The following is a 24,242-nucleotide window of genomic DNA, read 5'->3' as shown; positions in this document are numbered from 1 at the left end:
GACGCATGTCCGCTACTCATTCGCGCACGAGAAAAATTCCCTCCTCCCTGCTCTCGGGCATCGCACTGCTGCTGTCCGTGACGCTGCTGATTGCAGTGGGAGCCTGGTACGTCCAGAGCGCTACCCCGCGCGCCGACACCACGTTGCAGCTGACGCAGGTCGACTGGCAGGACGGCGACGGCCGCAATTTCAACCCGCCGCCTGCACTGGTCGATAGTGCGACCCTGCCGCCCTCGTGGCGCCACGCAAGCTTGCCGTCGGCACTGCCGGTGGCCGCCCTCACCGCCTCCAATCTCACCGTGCGCACCACCTGGATGCGCTTTGCGCTGGCGGACCTGCACCTACCGGACACACCGACCGGGCCGCTGGCGCTGTACGGCAGCCGCATCAAAACCGACGGCACCGTCGCGGTGTATCTCAACGGCCGCCTGGTCCATCGCGTGCAGCAACGCGGCCAGTTGTGGAACAGCCTGTTCACGCCGCTTTGGGTCTTGCCGGACCAGGCCGCCGACGGTGCGCCGCTCAAGGAAATCCTGATTCGCGTGGAGCATGCGCCGGAAACGCCGGTCGGCTTGTCGACGCTCTGGCTGGGTCCCGCCGAAACCTTGCAGGGGCGCTATTACCTGCGCCAATGGCTGCAACGGGAGTTACCCGCCACGCTCAGCGCCGCATTCATGGTGGTCGGGATTTTTGCCTTGTTCGTCTGGTTCCGGCGTCGCCATGAAACCAGCTACCTGCTGTTCTTCAACCTGGCCGCAGTCTCGTTCGTGGGACATCTGCATTATTACGTCAGCCTGCCCATCGTGGTCGACTGGTTCGCCTGGCTGACCGCCAACGCCTTGTTCTGGCTGCTCACGGTGATCCATCTTTTCCTCTGCCAGTTACACGGACGTCCGCTGCGCTGGCTTACGCGCATCATCGTCGGCACCACGCTGATCATCAGCATCCTGTCGCTGCCTCTGCTGGGCGTGTTGCCGGTCTTTCCGAGCACCTCGCTGCTGGTTCCGCTGGCGTATGCAATCGCGGTCATGATGGGCATTGCGGTCAGCGTTGCGGGCGGCGTGTGTTCCTGGCATCGTTCCCGTGAAGGTCTGCTGCTGACGCTCGGAGTTGCCGTGTCGACCTTGCTGGGCATGTCCGACTGGCTGCTGCACAACAACGTCGTCAGCCCGGAAGGCTGGTTCCTCGGCGCCTATACCAATGCCGTCACCTTCGCCATGTTCGGCACACTGATGTATCGCCGCTACGTCAACGCCATCGCTGAAGTCGAACTGGTCAATGCCGGGCTGGCGCAACGCCTGGAAGCGCGTGAACGTGAACTCGAAGAGACGCATCGCCGCCTGCGCGAAGCGGCTCTGCGTCAAACCATCAGCGACGAACGCCAGCGCCTCATGCAAGACATGCACGACGGCCTCGGCTCAACGCTGATCAGCGCAATCCGCTCGGTGGAACACGGTGGCGCCAGCGACGTCAACGTATCGCAGATTCTCAAGGATTGTCTCGACGACCTCAAACTGACCATCGACTCGATGGAACCGGTCGAAGCGGACCTGCTGCTGTTGCTTGCAACCTTGCGCTTCCGCCTCGAGCCGCGCCTGGAAGGCACCGACATCGCGCTGGTGTGGGAAGTACAGGACTTGCCGACGCTGGATTGGCTGGAGCCGTCCAGCGCGCTGCACATCCTGCGCATTGTGCAGGAAAGCATCGCCAACATCCTGCGCCACACGCGCGCCGATCGCATCCGCGTCGCCACCGCACGTGCCGACGGCGGCGTCACGGTGACGATCGAAGACAACGGCCAGGGCTTCGACGTCGACAAGGCGCTCGCCAAGGCATCCGGCCGCGGCCTGCAAAATCAGCGCCGCCGCGCGCAAGCGCTGGGCGGCGCCGTGACGTGGGTCTCCGCGTCCGGCGGCACCCGCTTCACGCTCTGGCTGCCGCTGGAACGCAAGGACAGATCAGCCTGACGTTTTTTGTCCCGCCGATGCCTGCGCCGACGCCATGCTCGACAACATCAGCAACAGCGCCAGTACACACGCCACCGCACCAGCCAGGAACGCCGCGCCATAGCCGAAATAACCGATCAGCACCCCCACCACCGGACCGGTCAGGCCTGCCGCCAGATCGATGAAAGCCATGAAGGTCGCCACCGCCAGTCCGCGCGAATGCGCCGGCACGCGCGCCATCGCCTGCACGCCCATCGACGGGAATACCAGCGAGAAACCGATACCGGTCAGCAGCGTGCCCAGGCCCGCCATGACGGGATCATGCGACTGCCACAACAGCAATTGCCCGGCCAGTTCGATCACCACCGAAACCGCGCCAACCTTGGCGCCGCCGATGCGATCAGGCAGATGCGCGAAGAACAGGCGCACCCCAACGTAGCCGGCCGAGAAACCGAGGATCGCAATGCCCGCGCCCGACCAGTTATTGGTGGCGTACAGCAGCACGAGGAAACTGGTGATGATGGCGAACGGCATGGCGCTCAGCGCCAGCGCGAGGCCGAAGCGCCAGATCAGGCGCAGCACTTCCGACATGGCCACGCCGCCGCCCTTGCTGCCCAGCGCGGGCAAGCCGCGCAGCGTCGCCGCAATGGCCAGGCCGATCAGCGGCAACACCATGGTGGTCAACGCCACGCCGGCAAAGCCGAAACGTTGCTGGATCGCGATGCCGATCGGTGCGCCGAGTCCCAGCGCGGCGAACATGGCGATGCCCTGCCATGCCATCACCTTGCCGGTGCGCTGCATGCCGACGCGGCCGATGCCCCACGTCATCGTCCCGGTCAGGAACAGGCTTTCCGCCGGCCCCATGAGCAGGCGACCGATGAACAGCACCACCAGGCTGGTCCCGGCATCGGCGATCAGCGTCGAGCTCAGGTACAGCAATCCGGCGACCGCCGCCATCGGCAAGCCCACCGCAACCGCACGCTTGGGGCCGTGGCGGTCACAGTACGAGCCGGAGAATTTGCGCGAAAAAATGGTCGAGAACGACTGGATCCCGACCACCCAGCCCACCGTCAAGGCGCTGAAACCGAGCACACCGTTGACATGCAGCGGCAAGGCCGGCAACGGAATGCCGATGCACAGGAAACTGGTGAAGACGATGGCGACCAGAGGCAGCAAACCGCCGGCCACGCTATCGTTGGATGATTGTGTTGTTGTAGTCATGATGTTATCGATCCCGGATGGAAATGAATGGACGCGCGCAGTCGCCGATCGGCATGGAGATCGGCATGACAGTCGGTGCAGCGTCGGCTGCGGGGGAATGCAAAGTGGAGGTCACTGCGGAGGGGGCAAGCCCGTCCTGGAGAAGTAAGCGTATCGTCAATTTTTCACCTTGGCGTTATACACGTGCGTGCGACGGAATCGCTGCCTGAGCCTTCAGGCATGCACGTGAATGACGCGTTGGTTGACGTGAACGCTTACGTAACGAAGCAGGAGGCCGGCAAGGAGGAAGCAAAGAAAAACAACTTCAGCTTAACCCAGGACGTTCTGTTGCGTTATTTGCGGCCGATTATACAGAATAGTTTTTATTCTTGTCGAGCCACGTAGACCTGCGGGGCTGCGGCGGCACAAAGCAACAAGCCCGCGCACGGCGGGCTTGTGCATCGGGGCGGCCGTCATCAGTCGACGTACTTCAAGCCCGCCGCCGCCAGCGCTTCGCGCATCTTGTACATGTCGAGGCCGAGCTCGCCCGCGGCCAGACGGGCGCGCTTGTCGCTCTCGTTGTTCTCGCGCGCCTCGGCAGCGTCGGCCACCTGTTGCGCCGCCGCCGCCGGCACCACCACTACGCCGTCGGCGTCGGCAATCACGACGTCGCCGGGATTGACCGCGGCACCGGCGCACACCACCGGAATGTTGACCGAACCCAGCGTCGCCTTCACCGTCCCCTTGGCGCTGATCGCGCGCGAGAATACCGGGAAGTCCATATCCGCCAGTTCCTTCACGTCGCGCACGCCGCCGTCGATGATCAGCCCGTTTGCGCCACGCGAGCGGAACGAGGTCGCCAACAGGTCGCCGAAAAATCCGTCTTCGTTGTCGGTCGTGCAAGCAGCGACGACGACGTCGCCGGACTGGATCTGTTCAGCGGCAACGTGCAGCATCCAGTTGTCGCCCGGTTGCAGCAGCACGGTGACGGCGGTGCCGCACATCGCGGCGCCGCTGTAGGCCGGACGCATGCAGGTCTTCATCAATCCCACGCGCCCCATGGCTTCATGGATGGTGGCGACGCCGAAGCGCGACAGCTTTTCTACCGCCGCCTTGTCGGCGCGGACGATGTTGCGTTTGACGATGCCGAGGTTGTTCATTGGTCCGGCCATGATTACAGTCCTTTCGATTTGAGGTCCGCATCCAGTCGCGGGAACACGCGACGGGTATTGCCTTCGTACACCTTGTAGCGCGTCTCGGCGTTGAGGTGCGGCGTGTTCTCGATATAGCGCCTGGTGTCGTCGAAGTAGTGTCCGGTTTCGGGATCGATGCCGCGCACGGCGCCGATCATCTCACTGGCGAACAGGATATTGTCAACCGGGATCACCTTGCTCAGCAGGTCGATGCCGGGCTGATGGTAGACGCAGGTATCGAAGAAAATGTTGTTCAGCAAATGATCCTTGAGCAAGGGCTTCTTGAGCTCCTGCGCGAGACCGCGAAAGCGTCCCCAGTGATACGGCACAGCGCCGCCGCCGTGCGGGATCAAGAAGCGCAGCGTAGGAAAATCGCTGAACAGGTCCGACGTCAGGCATTGCATGAACGCGGTCGTGTCGGCATTCAGGTAGTGCGCGCCGGTGGTGTGGAAGCAGGCGTTGCAGCTGGTGCTGACGTGGATCATCGCGGGGATGTCGTGCTCCACCATCTTTTCATAGATCGGATACCAGTGACGGTCGGACAACGGCGGTGAAGTCCAGTGGCCGCCCGAGGGGTCGGGGTTCAGGTTGATGCCGACGAAGCCGTATTCCTTCACGCACTTTTCCAACTCCGCCACTGAAGTGCGCGGATCGACGCCGGGCGATTGCGGCAGCATTGCGGCGCCCGCATAGTGATCAGGAAACAGCTCCTTGATGCGGAAGCAAAGCTCGTTGCAGATCGCCGACCAGGTCGCCGACACATTGAAGTCGCCGATATGGTGGGCCATGAAACTGGCGCGCGGAGAGAAAATCACCATGTCGATGCCGCGCTGCTTCATCAAGCTCAACTGGTTGCTTTCGATGGTCTCGCGCAGTTCGTCGTCGCTGATTTTCAGCTCGGAAACGGACGGCATGGATGCGGGATCCTTGATGCCGGCGATCTGCCGTTGACGCCATTGCTCCAGGGCCTTGGGGGCCGTGGTGTAGTGGCCGTGACAATCGATGATCATGAAACTCTCCTGTGTGCAAACACCGGACCCGCATTTTTCTGCGCAGCCCGGACAATACTAGAAACGATGGTTGATGCCGACCGTAAATGCGGTCTGGTGCGGCGCGCCGGCGGCGTTGAGCGTCGACACCACGGTCTTGCGGTACTTGTTGTAGTCGATTTCGGTGTACAGCTTGGTGCGCTTGGACAGGTAGTAATCCAGACCGATGATGGTCATGTCCTTGCGCATTGCCTTGTCGGTCGACACAGCGGTGCGATAGAAGCCGCCGGTCAGCTTGAGGTTGTTGCTGATGGAATACGCGATGCCGCCGAAGGTGTTGCGCGTGACGGTGTCGAGCGCGGTAGTTTGCATGTTCAGCGTGTCCTTCATGTAACCGCCGGAAATCTTCCAATCGCCGGATTTCCAGGCCGCGCCGATCAGATAATAATCCTCGTCGCGATAGGTGGTGCCGACCAGCACGTTGCGGCGATTGAAGGAACCGCCGAGCACCAGGTCGCCGACGTAATACTGCAGGCCGAAGCCATGCGCCGAGCCGTTGGCGAAACTGCCGGCGTTTTCACCGAAGGAGTTTTCCAACTCCAGTTTGAAGGGGCCGAACATGCCGGTGTACTTGACGTCGTTGCTGAAGCGCGTGCCGCTGGAAGCCTGGGTCAGCGGTATCAGCGAAGTGTAGTTGAAGCCGTACGGATCGTATTCCAGGATGAAGTCATGCGAAATGGTGTATTGGCGACCGAGGTCGATGGCCCCGAGCGCACCTTTCAAGCCGACGAAGGATTGCCGGTTGAACAGCGTGTTGGTGGTGTTGTCGAAGCTGCCGGTAGCCAGGTTGAAACCGTTCTCGAGCAGGAAGTGCGCTTCCATGCCGCTACCGAGATCTTCGGTGCCGGCGATGTCAATCTTGTTGGAGCTGTTCCAACCGTTCGAGCCCATGAACAACTTGCTGCCGCCGGTGGCATTGGCGTTGGTCTGGTAGCGCACGCCGCCGTCGACGGTGCCGAAAATGGTGACATTGGTCTGAGCTTGCGCTTCAGCCATCGTGCCCAATAATGGAGCGAAAATGGCGACTGCAGCGACGGTGCTGGCAAATTTTTTCATGAGATCTCCCTCCCGAATGGATATGACATTCGGTGTATTGTTGATGGTGTAGTTTCGTGCAGCGAAGGACGGCGTTTTCTTGCAGCGCCCGGCATCGTTGCCTGCCGGGCGCCGGGCGGTCATCTGCTTGCGGTGACTGTTTTGTGGATGGCGATATCCGGTTCGACATAACCAGCGTCCAGTTCCGCCGTCATTCGACTGCGATCCAGTGCGTTTTCCCAACCTGCCACGACTACCGTGGCGACAGCGTTGCCGGTGATGTTGACGAACACGAAGGCCGACGACAGCAGACGATGCACGCCGAGGATCAGGGCAATCGACGCCACCGGGATGGCATTGGTCGCCGCCAGCGTCGCCGCCAGCACGGCAATCGCCGATCCGGCCACGCCCGCCCCGCCCTTTGAGGTCACCAGCAGCACCGCCAGCAACGCGACCTGCTGCTCCCAGCCCAGTGCGGTGTTGGTGGCTTGCGCCAGGAACACCGCAACCGCGGCGAAATACAGACAGGTGCCGTCATGGTTGAAGGAATAGCCTCCCGGCAGCACCAGGCCGACCACCGACTTTTCGCAGCCCAGTTGCTCGAGCTTCTTGAGCAACTGCGGGAACACGCTTTCCGATGAGCTGGTGCCCAGCACCAGCAACAGTTCAGCGCGGATGTAGCGCATCAGCTTGAACAGGTTGAAGCCGCTGAAGTACGTCACCGGGAACAGCACCAGCATGAAGAACAGGCCGCAGGTCAGGTAAAACTCCAGCACCAGCTTGCCCAGCGACACCAGCGAGCCGACGCCGAACTTGCTGACGGTGAAGGCAATCGCGCCGAACGCCGCAATCGGTGAAATCTTCATGGCCAGGCCGATGATCCAGAACATGCCCGACGCAAAGCTGTCGATCACATTCATCATCGGCTTGGCGCGCTCGCCCGCCGCCGCCATGCCAAAGCCGAACAGCACCGAGAAGAACAGAATCTGCAGCACGTCGCCGTTGGCGAAACCGGAAACCATGGTTTTCGGGATCAGGTTCAACAGGAAGGTGCTGGTCGAGACGAACTGGTGTGCCTGCGTGATGTAGGAATTGGCCGCATTGGTGTCAAGCGACTGCACGTCGATGTTCATGCCCACGCCAGGCTGCAGGACGTTGATCGTAACCAGGCCGATCACCAGCGCCACCGATGTGACCACTTCGAAATAGATCAGCGCCTTGATCGCGACGCGGCCCACCTTCTTCATGTCGCCGGCGTTGGCGATGCCGCTCACGACGGAACAGAAAATGATCGGGCCGACCACCATCTGGATCAGGCGGATGAAGGCGTCGCCCAGCGGCTGCATGGTCTTGCCGATGTCGGGCCAGTAGTGACCGACGACGACGCCGATGATGATGCCGAAAAACACCTGGAAGGATACGTCCTCGTAAAACCGGCGCTTTCGTTTTGGTCCCTGGACGGGTATGTCTTTCATGTCCACGGTTGTCCTCTCCTCAATGGGTAAATCAGTTTTTCACTGTGTCGCTCTTGGGCGGCGACTTCAGATTGCATTCTTAAAAAACGCTCAGTGCGCTTCGTCGCCGAGAAACTCGAGACAGTCGGCGAAGATCTCGTCAACGCCCAGCTTGCGCGGCAGCAATTGCTGCTCTTCGCAACAGGCAAGGATCATTTCCAGCGGCCCGCGCAAGGCGTCGATGCCATCCGGCAAGCGCTTCAGCAAGGCACCCGGATCTGCCGGATTGATCGCTGCAGCCTTGCCTTGCCTGAACAGTTTATACACCGACTTGACGCTGTCCGGATGTGCTTCGGCGACGGCGCGATGCATCACCGCGACATGATTGACCGGCACGAAACCGTGCTTGTCGTACCAGATTTTATCGGCTGCGACGGGGTCCGGGATCAAGGGCACGATGCCCTCGATGCTGGGCAGGTCGTTGCCGAAAATGGCGGCATCGATTTCGCCGTCGAGCAGCATTTGCAACATTTCCTTGCCTGCCGGCGCACGCGTGACGAAGGACGGATCCTGGTATTCCTGCAGATGGCCGCCTTCGAAGGTGATCCACTCGATCTTCGTGGTCGGCACGCCGTAGGTGCCCTCAAGAATCGCGCGCACCCACATGCCGGTAGTCTGCGTATAGGCACGCACGCCGACCTTGGCGCCGGCCAGATCGCCGACCGTCATCGGACGCCGATGCGCGTTGTAGACGATGCAACCCTGCTGCAGCCGTGCCGCCAGCACGGTTGGCAAGATCACCAGCGGCTTGCCGTAGGCCTTGGCCTGCAAATATGTGGCGATGGCCATTTCGCTGACGTCATAGGCCTGGCTGCGCGCCATCGGTGCGAATGCGCGATGGATGGGCTCGATATCGAGACAGTCCAGGCGCACGTCCGGCGCCGTGATCTCGCCGCTCATCAACTTGGCGGTGTGCGGATATTTCTTGATGGCGGTGTTCAGGTGCAATACGCCGTTGTCGATCTTCATGCTGCCGATCCCATCCTGGTCAGTTCCGGATAAATGGAGCGCGCGGTGTCGCCGAAGATCCAGGCCAGGTCTTGCGCCGACAGCATGGACAAACCGGCTTTTGCCTCGGCCAGCAGCGACTCCAGCGAACCTTCCGCCGACGGAAAATTGGAACCCCAGGCGATGCGCCTGGCGCCGAACGCCTGCACCACGCGCGGGAAGAAATCCTGCGGCGTCGAGGCACCTCGCCCCGCTTCGGCGATGGTGCGGTTGGTGAGTTTCAGATAGACGCCGGGATGGGCCGCCAGTGCGAACAGCGAGTCCGCCGACGCATACGGCGCACCGCCGGCCAGATCGGGACGCGCCAGGTGATCGAGCAGCACGCGGATCTTCGGGAACAGGCCGAGCATGCGTTGCAACGCGGGAATACCGGCCGCCGTCATCTGCAGGCAGATGGAAATATTGCTGGCCTGGGCATATTCCCACACCGGATAGGAACGTTCGTCGTCGAGCCAGGAAGCTTGTCCTGGCATGGTAGTGCCGGTCAAAAACAGACGCAGGCCGCTCATGCCCTGCGCGATCCAGTACTTGAATTTGTCGAGCGCGTCAGGCGCCAGCACGTCAATCGAAAACACGCCGCAAAAACGATCCGGATGCGCCTTGACGGCGTCGACCACGTAGCTGTTGTCATTGCCGTAGGCAGTCGACGCCTGCACCACCATCGCGTGGGCGATGCCGGCAGCATCCATTGCCGTGAGCAGGCTTTCGTAGTCGGCAGGACGATGCGCCGACCAGTCCGACTGGCGGCCGCCGACTGGCGCCAGCGGGTAGCGGTCATGGTCTGGCGAGATGGCGTGGGTATGTGTATCGACGATGTCGTACATTGTTAAGCTCCGATATGCGTTTCACGTTGGTAGATCGAGAAAGTGAACGAAGTGTATTGAAATCGAGCGGATTTATCTAATTTTAAACAGGCAACAAGACATAAATTTAAATTAAGCTTTATCATTTAAATTTAGCTCTTTGCGGAAGGAGAAAGTGACATGTCCGACGATACCGTGCGCTTGCGGCGATTGCTTTTTTTTGATGCGGTGTGCCGTGAAGGCGGCATCGGCCACGCCGCCGAAGCGGTCGGCCTGACCCAGCCCGCGGTCAGTCTGGCCATCAAGAAGCTGGAAGAAAGTTTCGGTGCGGTATTGTTCGAGCGCGGCTACGGCGGCAGCGACCTGACGCTGGAAGGCACGCTGCTGCATCGGCGCGTGCGCCGGATGCTGGACCAGATCGAAGCCGCCGTGGCCACCGTGCTGAACGGCGCCAAGACGCGCAGCCACGACGCCGCCGCCGTCTGCCGTCACCTCACCGATGCACAGATCCGCTGCCATATCGCCATCGCCCAACTCGGCTCCGCCGTCGACGCCGCGCGCAAGCTCGGCATTTCGCAACCGGCCGTGCATCGCGCCGCGCGCGAGCTGGAAGAAACCGTGGGCGTGACCTTGTACCGACGGCGCGTACACAGCGTCTCGGCCAACGCCACCGGCACCGAGTTCGCGCGTCGCCTTAGCCTCGCACTCCATGAAATCAGCCAGGCCGCGGTCGATCTGGCGTCGGCGCGCGGCGTCGCCGGCGGTCAGGTGTCGGTAGGTGTACTGCCCCTGCTGCCGCAGCGCTTGCTGGCGCGCACTATCGGCCGGCTGCAGGAAGAATATCCGGATGTCGCGGTGACTATTCGCGAAGGTGCACATTCACGCCTGATGAACGATCTGCGCTTCGGCGAGCTCGACATTATCGTCGGCGCGCTGCGCGAACCGCGGCTCGAAGGCAGCGTGGTCGAATCCGAATTGTTCACCGATCCCTACGCGGTAGTGGTGCGGCGCGGACACGCCCTGGCCGGCAAGAAGACCATCACGCGCAAGGACCTGACCGCCTACGGCTGGGTGGTGCCGCAAAAGGACATGCCGCGCCGCACGGTGGTGGAACAAATGCTGGAGACGCTGCCGCAACGGCCGCGCGTGGTGGTGGAAACCAGTTCGCTGGCCATGATGATCGCCATGCTGGAAGAGAACGACTGCATCTCGCTGCTGTCGCGATCGCACATCCTGTACGGCAATTACCGCAACGACGTGGTGGCGCTGAACATCGCGCCGCCGCAGGCCGAGCGCACAGTCGGCTTCACTACCCGCGCCGATTGGCTGGCAACACGCGTGCAGCAAGCTTTCATTGAACATCTGCGCGAACAGTCGCGCATCGATCATTAAGCGCGGCTGAGCATACAGACGCGACAAAGCCCGCACGGAGCGGGCTTTGTCGGGCGCCGGCAATGTTGCCGCCGGCGGTGCTTCTACAGCAGGTACTTCTACAGCTCCAGGTACATTTACAGCTACAACCGTCTTCAACATCAATTGCAACTTCAACTTCAACTTCAACTGCAACTACAGGGACCTCTACTACAACAGCAACTACTCGGAGATTAAGCGGCGTTGCGTTCCAGGCGATGCACATTGTCGCCGTTGATTTCGATCTTGCGCGGCTTCAGCGCTTCGGGCACTTCACGCACCAGTTCGATGCTCAGCAAACCGTTTTCCAGTTGGGCGCCGACCACCTTGATATGGTTGGCGAGCTGGAAGCGCTGTTCAAAATCACGCGCCGCGATGCCGCGATGCAGGAAGTTGACGGCCTGGTCTTCCTTCTGTTTGCGACCGACCACTTTCAGTGTGTCGTTTTCGGCTTCGATGTCGATTTCAGCGCTGCTGAAACCGGCCACGGCCATGGTAATCCGGTATTTGTCTTCGGCAACCAGCTCGATGTTGTAAGGCGGGTAGCTCGGTTGCGAATCCGCGCGCTGCGCGTTGTCGAACAGTTGAGCCAGGCGATCGAAGCCGATTGCGGAACGGTAGAGTGGGGAAAAATCGTGAGTACGCATAATAATATCCTTGTAAGAAAAAGCGATAAATGAGCGCGAACCTCCATTGAGCATTCGCTGGGCCGGCGGGTGGTTTGTACTACTGATTTCCCGCTGCCTTGTTACCGATATACGTGCACACTTTTTCTTTTCAAGAGATTTTTTTGATGGCCTTGATTATTTTTTTGGCGTCCAATTTTCCTCTTGATTTTCAAGGCCGATTTTTCAAGTCCGAAGTTCAACGACCGTCGTTTTTCATCGCGGCAACAACCGTACGCAAGACGCCTTGGGCGCGCGCATCACGCACGCTGGTATGCAGCATTACCTGGGCAAGCGGCAAGGACGGCAGCTTCAAGCTCTTGCCGACGTCGATCGCGCCGGCCGGCTTGACGCGATACAACAAGGCAGTGACCGCCAGGCCCGCCGTGACCGCAGCGGAGACGGCGTGCACACCGCCGCCGACGAACACTTCGATCCACGGGATGCCGGCGTCTTCCAGACGTCGCACCGCCAGTTCGCGAATACCGCAGCTGGGAGAAAACGTCGCCAGCCGGAGCGGCTCACCGGCGCGCGGCTGCCATTGCGGCGCGGCGAACCAGCCCATGCGTTCTTCCTGAATCAGTTCGCCGTCGCTGCGTTCGCCATCGCGGCGCACGATGACGGCTTCCAGCTCACCCCGGTCATACATGGCGAGCAAGTCGCGGGAGGCGCCGATGCGCACTTCGACCACCACGCCCGGATCGAAAGCATTGATCTGCGCCAGCATGGCCGGCAAACCGTCGCCGGCGACGTGATCGCTGATACCCAGGCTTAACCGCACCGTCGACGTCTCCATGCGCCCCAGCGCCCTCTCGTGCGCCGTCAGCAAATTGCGCGCGGCGTCGAGGAAACCGAGTCCGTCCGCAGACAGGCGCACCTGCCGCGGCGTGCGTTCCAGCAGGCGACGACCAAGGCGATCCTCGAGCCGCTTGAGTTTGAGACTGATAGCGGACTGCGTGGTGTACAGCGCCTCGGCCGCACGCGTAAAACTTTGCATATCGGCAACTAAAACGAAGGCCTGGACGGCGTCAAGGTCAAGCGGGCGTTGGGTCGGTTCCATTTTTTGGACTGATTGAGATTGCTTATGGATGGGCATCAATCATTTCAAATGAATATCATTGAAATATACATAGATGCATTTTAAAAATGATACACCTGATCTAAGATGCCTGCATACCCACCGTGATTCATCACTTTTGCAAGGAGAACACCATGCCTTTTGCCCGAGTCGTCATCCGCCGCGGCGAGACCCGCGAATACCGCCAGGCTATCCTCGACAATCTCTACGAGGCAATGATCGAAACCTTCAACGTGCCGGAAGACGACAAGTTCATGGTGATCGATGAATACGATCCGGAGAACTTCGTCTTCAGCAAGACCTACATGAACATCGCCCGCAGCGACAAGCTCGTGATCATCCAGCTGACCGTAAACAACACGCGCACCATCGATCAGAAGAAGGCGCTATACGTGCGCATCGTCGAGCGCCTGAATCTGCAACCCGGCATCCGCCCGGAAGACATCCTCATCAACCTGGTCGAAGTGAACAAGGAGAACTGGTCGTTCGGCCACGGGCTCGCGCAGTACGCGTTGTAAGCTGCACGTCGATCCCGATCCCGACCCCGGCCCTGGATAGCTGATAGCATGGCAAGCCTGATCAACTTGCCTTGCCATCCTTTCCCCCCATGCCGACAACCAGCAGCAAGCCCACAACTTCCCGCAGCATCCTGCGTCGCATTGCCGTCGTGCTGGCGCTGGTCAGCGCCGGTTGCGCCGCGGCGAGCAAGTATTACGACCCTGAAAAACCCAATCGCACGCCGTCCGGCTTCCGCAATACGTATCCGCAGGAACCGCGCGCGTCACTGCTGAAATGGCAGTGGGAACGCCTCACGCAAGGCTTGCCGAAAGCGCCGGCCAACAACTACAACTTCCCCATGGCCACGCCCGAGATCGCGTGGCTGCAAGCCAACAAGAGCGTCACCAGCGTGACCTGGATCAGCCATGCGACGGCGCTGCTGCAGATCAACGGCATGAACGTCATCACCGATCCGATCTTCTCCGAGCGCGCCTCGCCGTTCAGCTTCATCGGTCCCAAACGCAAGGTGCCGCTCAACATCGCACCGGAACAATTGCCGCATATCGACGTGGTGGTGATTTCACACAATCACTACGACCATCTCGACCAGGTCAGCGTGGAAAAACTCAATAGCCAGGCCGGCGGGCCGCCGTTGTTCCTGGTGCCGCTCGGTGTGAAGGAATGGATGGCCGGCGTCGGCATCACCAACGTGCGCGAAATGGACTGGTGGGACAAGACCAGCGCCGGCAAGCTCGACATCAGCTTCGTGCCGGCACAGCACTGGTCGGCGCGCAGCCTGACCGACCGCTCCGAGACGCTGTGGGGCGGCTGGGTGATCAAGACTGCTGAAGGCGCTCCACGTCCGTTCTCGCTGTTCTTTGCGGGCGATACCGGCTATTCAAAAGACTTCCAGGACATCGGCCGCAAGTTTGGCAGCTTCGACTTCGCGCTGATCCCCATCGGTGCCTACGCGCCGCGCTGGTTCATGCAGGGCCAGCACGTGGATCCGGAACAGGCCGTGCAGATCCACAAGGACGTCCATGCGAAGCGCTCGATCGGGATCCATTGGGGGACCTTCGAACTGGCCGACGAGCCGCTCGACGAACCGCCGCAGTTGCTGGCCGAGGCGGTGAAGAAAGCCGGATTGCCGGCAAAGGAATTTACCGTGCTCAAACACGGTGAGACGATAAAACTGGATTGATTTGATCTGCGCGTAAAAAAATCGCAGGGAAATTTCTTTCCCTGCGATTCTTTGGACAACTCGTTCAGCGCTGCAACTTAATCGACAATGAACAGCTTCGCGCCCGTCGACGTGGATGACCGATGCGCTTCCGCATTGTCGGCCACCTGATAGCTCATGCCGGCCTTGAGCAGGAAAGTGCGACCATCGTCCAGCTCGGTGTGCAACTCCCCTTCCAGACACAGCAGCACATGGCCTTTCTTGCACCAGTGATCAGCCAGGTAGCCCGGCGTGTACTCGACCATGCGCACCCGGATCGGGCCGAACTGGCGCGTGCGCCAGGTGGCCATGCCCGTGTCGCCCTTGTGCTCGGTACACTCGACAGTGTTCCAGTCGGTGGTGCCGAACGGCAGGTTGCCGATTTCCATTACAGCTTGGCGGCAATCAGCTTGCCGAGGCGCTCAATGCCGGCGCGGATTTTTTCCGGTGGCACGGTGACGAAGCTCAGGCGCAGCGTGTTGTGTTGCGGCTCGTTGGCGTAGAACGGTGCGCCCGGCACGAAGGCGACGTGCTGCTCCACCGCTTCCTTGAGCAGGGCGCCGCTGTCGATGTGCTTCGGCAGCGTCACCCAGATGAACATGCCGCCTTCCGGTTTGGTCCAGCTGGTGCCGGCCGGGAAGTAAGTCTGCAGCGCGTCGAGCATGGCCTGGCATTGATCCGCGTACAGCTTGCGGATGGTCGGAATGTGCGTTTGCAGGAAGCCGTCCTTGACCGCTTCGTACACCACCATCTGGGTCAGCTGCGCGGTGTGCAGGTCGGCCGCTTGCTTGGCCTGTTCCATCTTCAGGATCAGCGGCGTCGGCGCCACCACGTAGCCGAGACGGATGCCCGGTGTCAGCACCTTCGAGAACGAACCCATGTAAATCACGCCGGCCGGATTCATGTTGAGCATCTTCGGCAGCGGATCGTTGCGATAGCTCAGGGCGCCGTACGGATCATCTTCGATCAGCGGCAAGCCCAGGCGGGCGCAGGCTTCCACCAGCGCGAAGCGGCGCTCCAGCGGCAGCGTGCGTCCGGTCGGGTTCTGGAAGTTCGGCAGCGAGTACAGCAGGCGCGCCCCCTTGCCCAGTTCTTCGACGGCCTCGGGAATCAGGCCCTGCTCGTCGCTCGGCACCGAGATGAAGTTCGGACCGTAGATCGAGAACGCCTGCAGCGCGCCCAGATAGCTCGGTGTCTCCACCATCACGTTGCTGCCTTCGTCAATCAGCACTTTGCCCAGCAGGTCCAGGCCTTGTTGCGAGCCGGACACCATCAGCACTTGTTCCGGCAGGATACGGGCGCCGTCGGTGGACAGAGAATTGGCCACCCATTCACGCAGCGGGCCGTAACCGTCGGTCGGACCGTATTGCAGCGCGATCTTGCCCTGGTTGGTCAGGACGGTGTCAAACGCCGCCTTCATGCGCTCGACCGGGAAGGTCGCCGGCGACGGCAGACCGCCTGCGAACGAGGTGATTTCCGGACGCATGGTGATCTTCAGGATTTCGCGGATCGCCGAGCTTTGCAGCTGCTGCGAACGTTTGGAGAAATTCCACTGAAGCGGATTGGGGTTTTCGATTTTCATGATGCCTGCCAAAAATAGGGTCGTGTTACGTGCCGGGACCGGTCATCCGCCGGGCCGGCAACAAAGTGGTCTGGTTGGTTGACTTAGGCGATCTCGGCGATTAGCTCGATCTCAACGCAGGCGCCCATCGGAATCTGCGCCACGCCGAAGGCCGAACGTGCATGCTTGCCCTGCTCGCCGAACAATTCGCCGATCAGTTCGGAAGCGCCGTTGGTCACCAGATGTTGTTCAGTGAAATCGCCGGTCGAGTTGACCAGGCTCATCAGCTTGACGATGCGCTTGACCCGTGTGAGGTCGCCGCCGCAAGCCGCTTGCAATGTCGCCAGCAAATCAATCGCCACCGCGCGGGCCGCCAGCTTGCCCTGTTCCGTCGTCGTGTCCTTGCCGAGCTGACCAACCCATACCTTGCCGTCCTTCTTGGCCAGGTGGCCGGACAGGAATACGGTATTGCCGGTTTGCGCGTACATGACGTAGGCGGCGGCTGGTGCGGCCACGGCTGGCAATTCGATATTCAGGGCTTTGAGTTTTTCGTAGACGGACATGCGGTGCTCCTGTTTGCTGTGGCCGGCTTGCCGTCGTCAATGTATTGACGCCCGGCAAGGCAGCACGTTTCGAAATGAAAACAAAATGTAGTCCGCCATTATCGCAAATATCGCAGAGTTGTGACGGACAACCTCACTAAAACCGTTGTCTGGATTGAATTAGCGCCGGTTCAGTTGCGGCTCGATGACGGGCGCCCGCCGGATCGCCATGCGCCGTCCAATTGCCACAACGGCAATAACCGCTGTCGCAAACAACAGATGGCTCGCATCCAGGGTTTCGCCGACGATCACCGCTGCGCCTACCAGCGTCATGAACGGCTGCAGTAATTGCACCTGGCCGACTCGCGCAATGCCACCCAGGGCCAGGCCCTTGTACCAGAAGAAAAAACCAATGAACATCGAGAAAAACGAGACGTAGGCGAACGACATCCAGGCCTGCGGCGATGCGTCCACGCCATAGTGGGCGCCAAGCCAGATCGTTGCGGGCAGCAACACCGGCATCGACAGCACCAGCGCCCAGCAGATCACCTGCTGGCCGCCCATGCTCTGCGACAGGCGACCGCCCTCGGCATAGCCCATGGCCGCAGCCACCACCGCCGCGAACAGCGCGAAGTCGGCGGTATGGAAACTGCCGCCGCCTTGGCGCAACGCAAAAGCGATCACGATGACGCTGCCGATCAGGGCCGCAATCCAGAAGCCGGTCGAAGGACGCTCGCCAAAACGCAGCGCACCGAACAAGGCAGTCGCCAGCGGCAACAAGCCCACCACCACCGCACCGTGCGAGGCTGGTACGTAGTGCATGGCGATCGAGGAGAACAAGGGAAAGCCGACCACCACGCCCAGCGACGTAATCAGCAATCCACGCAATTGTTGCCAGGTCGGAAGCGGCGCCCTCAGATGCCACAGCATGCCGACCGCGCAGACCGCCGCCACCACTGCGCGGCCGAACGCGACGAAGGCCGGATTCAGCTCGGCCACGGCGACACGGGTAAACGGCAGCGTCAGGCTGAATATCGCCACACCGACAAAACCCAGCCACATCCCTTTTGATTCGTTGTTCATCAGTTTCCTTTTATATTTTTTTATATTTATTTTTTAAATTACAGCCAGATCGCCACAGCGGAATAAATGGTCAACAGCACCATCACCGTGCTGAACACGGTGCGCCATAGCGGTTGCGTCAGGTAGCGCCGCAACATCGCGCCGGCGCCGGCCCACACGCCGACGCACGGCAGATTGATGACGCCGAACACCAGGCAATAGATGGCGATGGCCAGCCACACCGGCTGCACCAGCGGCAGGAACGCGGACGCGCCCGTGATGGCCATCACCCAGGCCTTGGGATTGGCGAACTGGAACAGCGCCGCGCCCATGAACGACATCGGCCGCACATGCGCGCTGTCTTCCTGGCTGAAGCGCATGTTGCGCAGTTTCCATGCAAGGTACAGCAGATAGCCGGAGCCGGCGATCTTCAGCAGCACGTGAATGGCCGGCACGGCGATAACCAGGCTGCCGATGCCGGCAGCGCAGATCGCCAGCAGCACGACAAAACCGAAGGTGATGCCGAGCATGTGCGGAATCGAACGCAGGAAGCCGAACCACACGCCCGACGACGTCAGCATGATGTTGTTCGGCCCCGGCGTGATCGACGTCACGAAGGCGAACGAGGCCAGCGGCAACAAGGCTTCCATCAATGTCCTCCCTGGCGGACAGTCATGTGCGAAAGCCGCGCAAGCCGGGCAAATCCACGCTGCAACAAGCCGCGCGCCGCAAAGCAACGCACCTTGAACCACAAGCCTGCGCCCGGCTTGCTGCGGTTTTCCATGAAGATTTCACTGGCGATGACGGCCTCGACCACGATGGTGCGATCGGGGTGCACGATCAGCGCGTCGCCGGCGTGCAGCCAGAAATCTTCAGGGCGGCCTTCCTGGGTAACCCAGACATAGCCGCGCCGCACCAGCAGCAAACGGCTGCGTTCGAACTTGCCCGACGCCAGCGCGCCGGCGCCCAGGTGCAGATGATGATGTTCGCGTGTCAGTGCAGTCATGCCACCCTCCTCTGTTGGCTGAGGTCGGAATTGATGTCAGTCAGTTGCGCATCCTGATCGGGGCGCGACAGAATCTGCGCGAACATGTCGTGGTCGACGTTGCCGCCCGACAGCGTCAGTCCGATGCGTTGTCCCTGCAAGCGATGGCGGATCTGCATCGCTGCCGCCAACGCCGCGGCGCCCGCGCCTTCGGCGACATTGTGGGTGGCGGTGAAATACAACTTCATCGCGGCGGCCACTTCATCGTCGCTGACGGCGATCACTTCATCGACTTCATTCAGGATCACTTCCAGCGATGCCTCGTCCGGCACGCGACAGGCCATGCCGTCGGCAATCACGGTGGTCACCGGCGATTCAATCTTGCTGCGGCCGTCGAAGGACAGCTTGTAAGCCAGCGCATGCGCCGACACCACACCGATGATGCGGGTGCGCACATTGAGCGCGCGCCGCGCCGCAGCCGCAGCGCATACGCCCGAGCCTTGACCGATCGGCACGAACAATACGTCGAGGTCGGGTTGTGCGCGCAGCAACTCCATCCAGTAGGTCGCCACGCCGCTGACGAGGTCGCGGTGGAAGGATGGAATCATGTGCAGTTGATGTTGCTGCGCCAGCATGGCGGCGTGCTCGCGGCTTTCCTGGAACTCCCGGCCGAACTCCACCAGCTCAACGCCCAGCGCGCGCATGGCGGCATTCTTTTCACGGCTGTTGCCTTGCGGGACCACGATGGTGGCCGGGATGCCGTAGCGGCGTGCGGCGAAACCGACCGACTGGCCGTGATTGCCGCGCGTGGCGGAAATCACGCCGCGCACCTGTTGCTGGCGCGGACGCTGCGCCAGGTTCTGCAGGTAGACCAGACCGCCACGGATCTTGAAGGCGCCGGTCGGCGTATGGTTCTCATGCTTGACCCAGGCCTCGGCGCCGAGCGCTTCGCTCAGCAGCGGCCACGCATATTGCGGCGTCGCCGGCATCGCGGCGTATACGGCCTGGGCGGCTTGCTCGATCTCGGCATGCGTTGGCAACAAATGGGTCATGAAAGTCTCCTTTGGGTGATTCTGTTTCTGGTCAATTGAACAAGAGCCGGGGCCCGATCGATTTTCACGATTGACGCCGCTCTTGACATGGGTCTATCCTAATCGACATCCCCAGTACAGTACCAGTACACTTAACCAAATAACTGCTTACATTGTCACGGTAAAATGACCAATACAGCCCGTATCAAAAATCTGCCACCAGCCGCGGTGCCGACTACCCTGCCCCTGCTGTCGCGCGAGAGCGGCGATTCGCTGGTCGACCAGATCGTGCGCACGGTGCAGTCGCGCATCGACGACAAACTGTTGCGCACCGGTGCCCGGATGCCGTCCATTCGCCAGTTTGCCGACCTGCACAGTGTGTCGCGCTTCACCGTTGTTGAGGCCTACGATCGCCTGGTGGCCCAGGGCTTTCTGGAATCGCGGCGCGGTTCCGGCTTTTTCGTACGCGAGCGCTCGCCTGTTGCCAATCCGTCAATGACCGGTACAGTTGTGTCGGCTGCAGGCCACAATCCCGGCAGCGACGCTGCATCGCTGCCACAACAGCTCGATGTAGTCTGGCTGGTACGCAACATGTTCCGTCAGATGCCGGCGCAAAAAATGCCCGGTGGCGGCCTGCTGCCGCCCGATTGGCTGGATGGCGACCTGATCGCCAACGGCCTGCGCGCAGTGGGCCGGCAAAACCAGTCGCTGCTGCTCAGCTACGGCACGCCGCAAGGCTTCCTGCCGCTGCGCCAGCAATTGCAGCTGAAGCTGGCCGAGCTGGAAATCTCCGCGGCGCCCGAACAGATCCTCATGACCTCCGGCGTGACGCAGGGACTGGACATCGTGGCGCGCCATTTCCTGCGTCCCGGCGACGTGATCTTCGTCGACGATCCGGCCTGGTTCCTGATGTTCGGTTCGTTTGCCGCGATGGGCGCCAAGGTGGTCGGCATCCCGCGCCTGGCTGACGGTCCCGATATCGCCAAGCTGGCGGAACTGGCGGCGCTGCACAAGCCGCGCCTGTATGTCATCAACTCGGTGCTGCACAACCCGACCTCGACCTCGTTGTCGGCGGCCAAGGCGTTCCAGATCCTGCGCATCGCCGAGGAACACGACTTCACCATCGTCGAGGACGACATCTATTGCGACATGCATGCCGGCAACACCGGTGCGGGCGCAGGCGGCCAGGCGGCCACGCGCATCGCGGCGCTGGACCAGCTGCACCGGGTGATTTATCTGGGGGGATTTTCCAAGACCTTGTCGGCCAACCTGCGCGTCGGCTTCATCGCCACTTCGCCGGACCTGGCGCGCCACCTGGCCGATCGCAAGATGCTGTCGACCCTGACCACCACTGAAATCGGCGAGCGCGTGGTCTACAAGATTCTCTCGGAAGGCCATTACCGCAAACACACCGAACGGCTGCGCAATCGCCTCAATGGCGTGCGCGACAAGGTGGTGCGGCAACTGGAAAGAGTCGGTCTCGGAACCGGCACGGCGACCTCGAACGGCATGTTCGTGTGGGCCGATGCCGGCCGCGACACCAGCGTGCTGACCGAGAAAGCCATGGCGCAGGGATTCCTGCTGGCGCCGGGCAGCCTGTTCTCGCCGAATCAGCTGCCGTCGACCAAGATGCGCATCAATGTCGCCAGTATGACGGACCCGGCGATCTGGCGTTTTCTGGATGAAGAACTGGGACGTTGAAACTTCCGCTACCTGATCAGTTCAGGTAGCGGAACAAGCCGGCAACAAACCGGCAACAAGCGTCAGGCCAAATGAATCCGCGCAACTTCCACGTTGGACGCGTTGTAAAACGCATAGTCCGTGGTGCCGGGGAAGTAGACATAGTGGTCCGATCCGTTGGCCGCAATCTGCAAGCTCTCGTTACTGCTCATTTTGACCGTCAGAATGTGCGACGTGGCGCCGCTGGCCATGCCCATCTTGATGACATCGTCAGCGGTGATCACGATATTGGTGCCGCTGCCGCTGGTCATGTCCAGGGTAGTGATGCCGGTGACCTTGTTGGAGAAATTGGCCAGAGTGATGGAACTGCCCAGGTCGGCGAAGTGCAAGGTCGTCGTGCCGGCGCCGCCGCTGATGGTGGAGATGTTTGACTGCCCCGTCGTCTGGTTGACCATGTCGCTCTGCGCACCGAGCGAGCTATGCGAACCGGCGCTGACGTTGATCGTATTGAGGCCGGTGCCGACCGTCACGCTGTTGGTCCCGCCATCCACCACATTGAAGACATCGGTGCCGCTCGCCGCCCCACCGCCGCTGAGCGCGTTGGTGGTGGCCGTTCCTTTGGCCGTCAGGATATTGGCGCCGGCGTCGCCGGTCAGCGTGCTGTTGAGGAAGGCGCTGCCGGTCAGGTTTTCAATGTTGGTGTAAGTGTCGCCGTTGGCATCTCCGCCGGTGCCCGCATGCGTGCCGAGATTAGCGATGATGGCGCCGTTGGCGTTGGAGAACTCGTAGCTGACCGTATCGCTGGTGCCGCCGGCGCCGTCGAACTTGTTGGCGACGCTGTCGGCATAGAACGTGTCGTTGAAGCTGCTGCCGACCACGTTCTGGATATTGCTGTAGGTGTCGCCCGTGGAGAACGAGACACCGGCGCCGGCTGCCGCATCCACGCCCGCCGAACCCGTGTGATGGAACAGATCGACCACTACGGCATTGCCCGAACGCGCATAGTTGACGGTATCGCCGTTGGTGCCGTGACTGCTGCCCTCGAAGGCATTGGCGGCGGAACTGGCGAAAAACACGTCGTCGAAATTGCTGCCGATCAGGTTGCTGATACCGATGAATTTATCACCCTGCGCGAATCCGCCGCTGGTGCCGGTACCGGCGGTGTTTGAAAGATCGACGGTAACGCCTGAACCTGATGCCAGATAGCTCACGGTGTCGACGCCACCGGCGCCGCCGTCGAAAATGTTGGCCTGACCGTTGGCGACGAAGGTATCGTTAAAGCTGCTGCCGATCAGGTTGTCGATGAAGCTGAGCTTGTCGCCCGCCGCATCGCCGCCGCTGGTGCCGGTGCCGTCCGTCGCATTCAGGTCGACGGTGACGCCGGTCGTCGAGCCGGCATAGCTGGCATAAGTGTTGGCGCGATTGGCCGTCACACCGGTCAGGGTATCGCCGCCGCCGCCGCCAGTCAGGATGGTCTTGCCGGTGCCGGCGCCGGTCAGCGTATCGGCTGAGCTGCTGCCGATGACGTTCTCGATACTGGTATAAACATCGCCGTCTGCGAAAAACCCTGAACCAATCCCGGTGTTCAGATTGACCGTCACACCGCCATTCGAACTGACGTAGCTCACCGTATCGAATCCGGCGCCGCCGTTCAGATTGTTGGCCTGACCATTGACGATGAAAATATCGTCATTGTCGCTACCGATCAGATTGTCGATGAAACTGAGTTTGTCTCCCGCCGCGTCGCCGCCGCTGGTGCCGGTGCCGTCGGTGAAATTCAGATTGACGGTCACCGCCGTGGATCCGGCGTAGCTGGCATAGGTATTGGCACGGTTCGACGCTACACCGGCCAGGGTGTCGCCACCGCCGGCGCCGGTCAGCACAGTCGCCCCCGTGGTGGCGCCCGTCAGCGTATCTGCGCCGCTGCCGCCGATGACGTTCTCGATACTGATGTAGGTATCACCCTGTGCATTGCCGCCGGAACCGGCGCCGCCACCCACACTCAGATTGACGGTGACGGGTGAACTCGAACCGGTGTAGCTGACCGTATCCGAACCCAATCCGCCGTTGAACGTATTGGCAGAAGCATTGCCCACAAAGGTGTCGTTATACTGCGTGCCGATGACATTCTCGATGCTGACGTAGACGTCGTTGGCGGCGAAGCCGCCGGTGCCGACGTTGGTATTCAGATTCACGGTCACGCCGTTGCCGTCGTTGGCGGAGGCGTAGCTGACCGTATCTGAACCGGCCCCACCGTCGAACCTGTTGGCCACGGCGCTGGCGACAAAGGTATCGTCGCCAGCGCCACCGGTGGCATCCTGGATGTTGAGATACGTATCGCCCGCGGCCAGACTGCCTGCGCCACCGCTGCCGGTGTTGTCGAACAGGTTAATGGTTTCGGCAACGGTCGAATTCGAATAGTCGACGCGGTTGTGGGTGCCGCCACCGCCGTCGAATTTATTGGCTGCCGCGCTGGCGACAAAGATGTCGTCGGCCGCACCGCCGATGACGTCCTGGATGTTGGTATAGGTATCGAGATCGGCCAGGCCGCCCGTCCCCGTGCTGTTGTACAGGTCGACCTTCACTGCCGCCGTCGAATTGGAATAGTCGACCTGGTTGTGGGTGCCGCCGCCGCCATCGAATTTGTTGGCTGCGGCGCTGGCGACAAAGATGTCGTCGGCCAGACCGCCGGTGACGTCCTGGATGTTGGTGTAGGTATCGAGGTCGGCCAGCCCGCCGGTACCGGTACCGTTGAACAGGTTG

22 protein-coding genes are annotated in these 24,242 nt (G+C 61.3%); 5 read left to right on the top strand and 17 right to left on the bottom strand.

Annotation, left to right across the window (positions count from 1 at the left end; all coding sequences use genetic code 11):
- The first annotated feature begins 5 nt into the window (after positions 1 to 5).
- On the top strand, positions 6 to 1,967 hold the full coding sequence (locus tag ACIROY_RS17060; protein ID WP_402342603.1) for an ATP-binding protein: 1,962 nt from the start codon (positions 6 to 8) through the stop codon (positions 1,965 to 1,967).
- On the opposite strand, the gene ACIROY_RS17055 is transcribed toward ACIROY_RS17060, so the two are convergent.
- The 7 genes from ACIROY_RS17055 to ACIROY_RS17025 form a co-directional block, all read right to left on the bottom strand.
- Positions 1,959 to 3,167 (bottom strand): MFS transporter, encoded by a 1,209-nt coding sequence (locus ACIROY_RS17055; protein WP_402342600.1) that lies wholly within the window; start codon positions 3,165 to 3,167, stop codon positions 1,959 to 1,961. The genes ACIROY_RS17060 and ACIROY_RS17055 overlap by 9 nt on opposite strands.
- Positions 3,168 to 3,622: 455 nt before the next feature.
- Entirely contained in the window at positions 3,623 to 4,306 is a 684-nt protein-coding gene (ligK, locus tag ACIROY_RS17050) for a 4-carboxy-4-hydroxy-2-oxoadipate aldolase/oxaloacetate decarboxylase (RefSeq protein ID WP_402342740.1), read from the bottom strand.
- A 14-nt stretch (positions 4,307 to 4,320) separates the two neighbouring features.
- The gene (locus ACIROY_RS17045; protein ID WP_402276808.1) at positions 4,321 to 5,349 is read right to left on the bottom strand and encodes an amidohydrolase family protein; all 1,029 of its coding nucleotides are present in this window, start codon (positions 5,347 to 5,349) and stop codon (positions 4,321 to 4,323) included.
- A gap of 57 nt (positions 5,350 to 5,406) precedes the next feature.
- On the bottom strand, positions 5,407 to 6,444 hold the full coding sequence (locus ACIROY_RS17040) for a porin (RefSeq protein ID WP_402342597.1): 1,038 nt from the start codon (positions 6,442 to 6,444) through the stop codon (positions 5,407 to 5,409).
- Positions 6,445 to 6,563: 119 nt separating this feature from the next.
- A complete protein-coding gene (dctA, locus tag ACIROY_RS17035; RefSeq protein ID WP_402276803.1) occupies positions 6,564 to 7,898 on the bottom strand; it encodes a C4-dicarboxylate transporter DctA in 1,335 nt (444 codons plus the stop codon).
- A gap of 90 nt (positions 7,899 to 7,988) precedes the next feature.
- Positions 7,989 to 8,906 carry a hypothetical protein gene (locus ACIROY_RS17030; RefSeq protein WP_402342594.1) on the bottom strand — a complete coding sequence of 306 codons (918 nt, stop codon included), beginning with the start codon at positions 8,904 to 8,906 and terminating at the stop codon, positions 7,989 to 7,991.
- The gene (locus ACIROY_RS17025; protein ID WP_402342591.1) at positions 8,903 to 9,769 is read right to left on the bottom strand and encodes an amidohydrolase family protein; all 867 of its coding nucleotides are present in this window, start codon (positions 9,767 to 9,769) and stop codon (positions 8,903 to 8,905) included. The genes ACIROY_RS17030 and ACIROY_RS17025 overlap by 4 nt, the downstream gene beginning before the upstream one ends.
- Before the next feature lie 159 nt (positions 9,770 to 9,928).
- On the opposite strand from ACIROY_RS17025, the gene ACIROY_RS17020 reads away from it, so the two are divergent.
- Positions 9,929 to 11,140, top strand: a complete 1,212-nt coding sequence (locus ACIROY_RS17020) for a LysR substrate-binding domain-containing protein (RefSeq protein WP_402276795.1) — start codon at positions 9,929 to 9,931, stop codon at positions 11,138 to 11,140.
- Positions 11,141 to 11,352: 212 nt separating this feature from the next.
- On the opposite strand, the gene ACIROY_RS17015 is transcribed toward ACIROY_RS17020, so the two are convergent.
- Together ACIROY_RS17015 and ACIROY_RS17010 are read right to left on the bottom strand one after the other, a co-directional pair.
- On the bottom strand, positions 11,353 to 11,805 hold the full coding sequence (locus ACIROY_RS17015; protein ID WP_402276792.1) for an Hsp20 family protein: 453 nt from the start codon (positions 11,803 to 11,805) through the stop codon (positions 11,353 to 11,355).
- A 217-nt stretch (positions 11,806 to 12,022) separates the two neighbouring features.
- A complete protein-coding gene (locus tag ACIROY_RS17010; protein ID WP_402276789.1) occupies positions 12,023 to 12,883 on the bottom strand; it encodes a LysR family transcriptional regulator in 861 nt (286 codons plus the stop codon).
- Between the two features lie 152 nt (positions 12,884 to 13,035).
- Between ACIROY_RS17010 and ACIROY_RS17005 the strand changes: the two genes are divergently transcribed.
- A complete protein-coding gene (locus tag ACIROY_RS17005) occupies positions 13,036 to 13,419 on the top strand; it encodes a tautomerase family protein (RefSeq protein ID WP_402276787.1) in 384 nt (127 codons plus the stop codon).
- 89 nt (positions 13,420 to 13,508) lie between these two features.
- Positions 13,509 to 14,600: an MBL fold metallo-hydrolase gene (locus ACIROY_RS17000; RefSeq protein WP_402276784.1), complete on the top strand. Its 1,092-nt coding sequence runs from the start codon at positions 13,509 to 13,511 to the stop codon at positions 14,598 to 14,600.
- Positions 14,601 to 14,677: 77 nt separating this feature from the next.
- Here the strand turns inward: ACIROY_RS17000 and ACIROY_RS16995 are convergent, their stop codons facing one another.
- From ACIROY_RS16995 to ACIROY_RS16965, 7 genes are all read right to left on the bottom strand, one after another.
- On the bottom strand, positions 14,678 to 15,007 hold the full coding sequence (locus ACIROY_RS16995) for a DHCW motif cupin fold protein (protein WP_402276781.1): 330 nt from the start codon (positions 15,005 to 15,007) through the stop codon (positions 14,678 to 14,680).
- Positions 15,007 to 16,200 (bottom strand): PLP-dependent aminotransferase family protein, encoded by a 1,194-nt coding sequence (locus tag ACIROY_RS16990; RefSeq protein WP_402276778.1) that lies wholly within the window; start codon positions 16,198 to 16,200, stop codon positions 15,007 to 15,009. The genes ACIROY_RS16995 and ACIROY_RS16990 overlap by 1 nt, the downstream gene beginning before the upstream one ends.
- A gap of 83 nt (positions 16,201 to 16,283) precedes the next feature.
- Positions 16,284 to 16,742 carry a RidA family protein gene (locus tag ACIROY_RS16985; protein ID WP_053201751.1) on the bottom strand — a complete coding sequence of 153 codons (459 nt, stop codon included), beginning with the start codon at positions 16,740 to 16,742 and terminating at the stop codon, positions 16,284 to 16,286.
- Between the two features lie 159 nt (positions 16,743 to 16,901).
- Complete coding sequence (locus ACIROY_RS16980) at positions 16,902 to 17,804, bottom strand: DMT family transporter (RefSeq protein ID WP_402276775.1); 903 nt, start codon at positions 17,802 to 17,804, stop codon at positions 16,902 to 16,904.
- Between the two features lie 38 nt (positions 17,805 to 17,842).
- The gene (locus tag ACIROY_RS16975) at positions 17,843 to 18,433 is read right to left on the bottom strand and encodes a LysE family translocator (RefSeq protein ID WP_402276772.1); all 591 of its coding nucleotides are present in this window, start codon (positions 18,431 to 18,433) and stop codon (positions 17,843 to 17,845) included.
- A complete protein-coding gene (locus ACIROY_RS16970; protein WP_402342588.1) occupies positions 18,433 to 18,789 on the bottom strand; it encodes a DUF2917 domain-containing protein in 357 nt (118 codons plus the stop codon). The genes ACIROY_RS16975 and ACIROY_RS16970 overlap by 1 nt, the downstream gene beginning before the upstream one ends.
- The gene (locus ACIROY_RS16965; RefSeq protein WP_402276766.1) at positions 18,786 to 19,820 is read right to left on the bottom strand and encodes a threonine dehydratase; all 1,035 of its coding nucleotides are present in this window, start codon (positions 19,818 to 19,820) and stop codon (positions 18,786 to 18,788) included. The genes ACIROY_RS16970 and ACIROY_RS16965 overlap by 4 nt, the downstream gene beginning before the upstream one ends.
- A 165-nt stretch (positions 19,821 to 19,985) precedes the next feature.
- On the opposite strand from ACIROY_RS16965, the gene ACIROY_RS16960 reads away from it, so the two are divergent.
- Positions 19,986 to 21,500, top strand: coding sequence for a PLP-dependent aminotransferase family protein (locus tag ACIROY_RS16960; protein WP_402276763.1), 1,515 nt, complete (start codon positions 19,986 to 19,988; stop codon positions 21,498 to 21,500).
- A gap of 62 nt (positions 21,501 to 21,562) precedes the next feature.
- Here the strand turns inward: ACIROY_RS16960 and ACIROY_RS16955 are convergent.
- The coding region (locus ACIROY_RS16955) for a beta strand repeat-containing protein (protein WP_402342586.1) at positions 21,563 to 24,242 on the bottom strand (2,680 nt) is incomplete at its 5' end.

This window comes from Herbaspirillum sp. NPDC101396 (assembly GCF_044767365.1).
GTDB lineage: Bacteria > Pseudomonadota > Gammaproteobacteria > Burkholderiales > Burkholderiaceae_D > Herbaspirillum.
The sequence above is the reverse complement of the archived record's forward strand: the minus strand, read 5'-3'. Positions and strand labels throughout refer to the sequence as shown.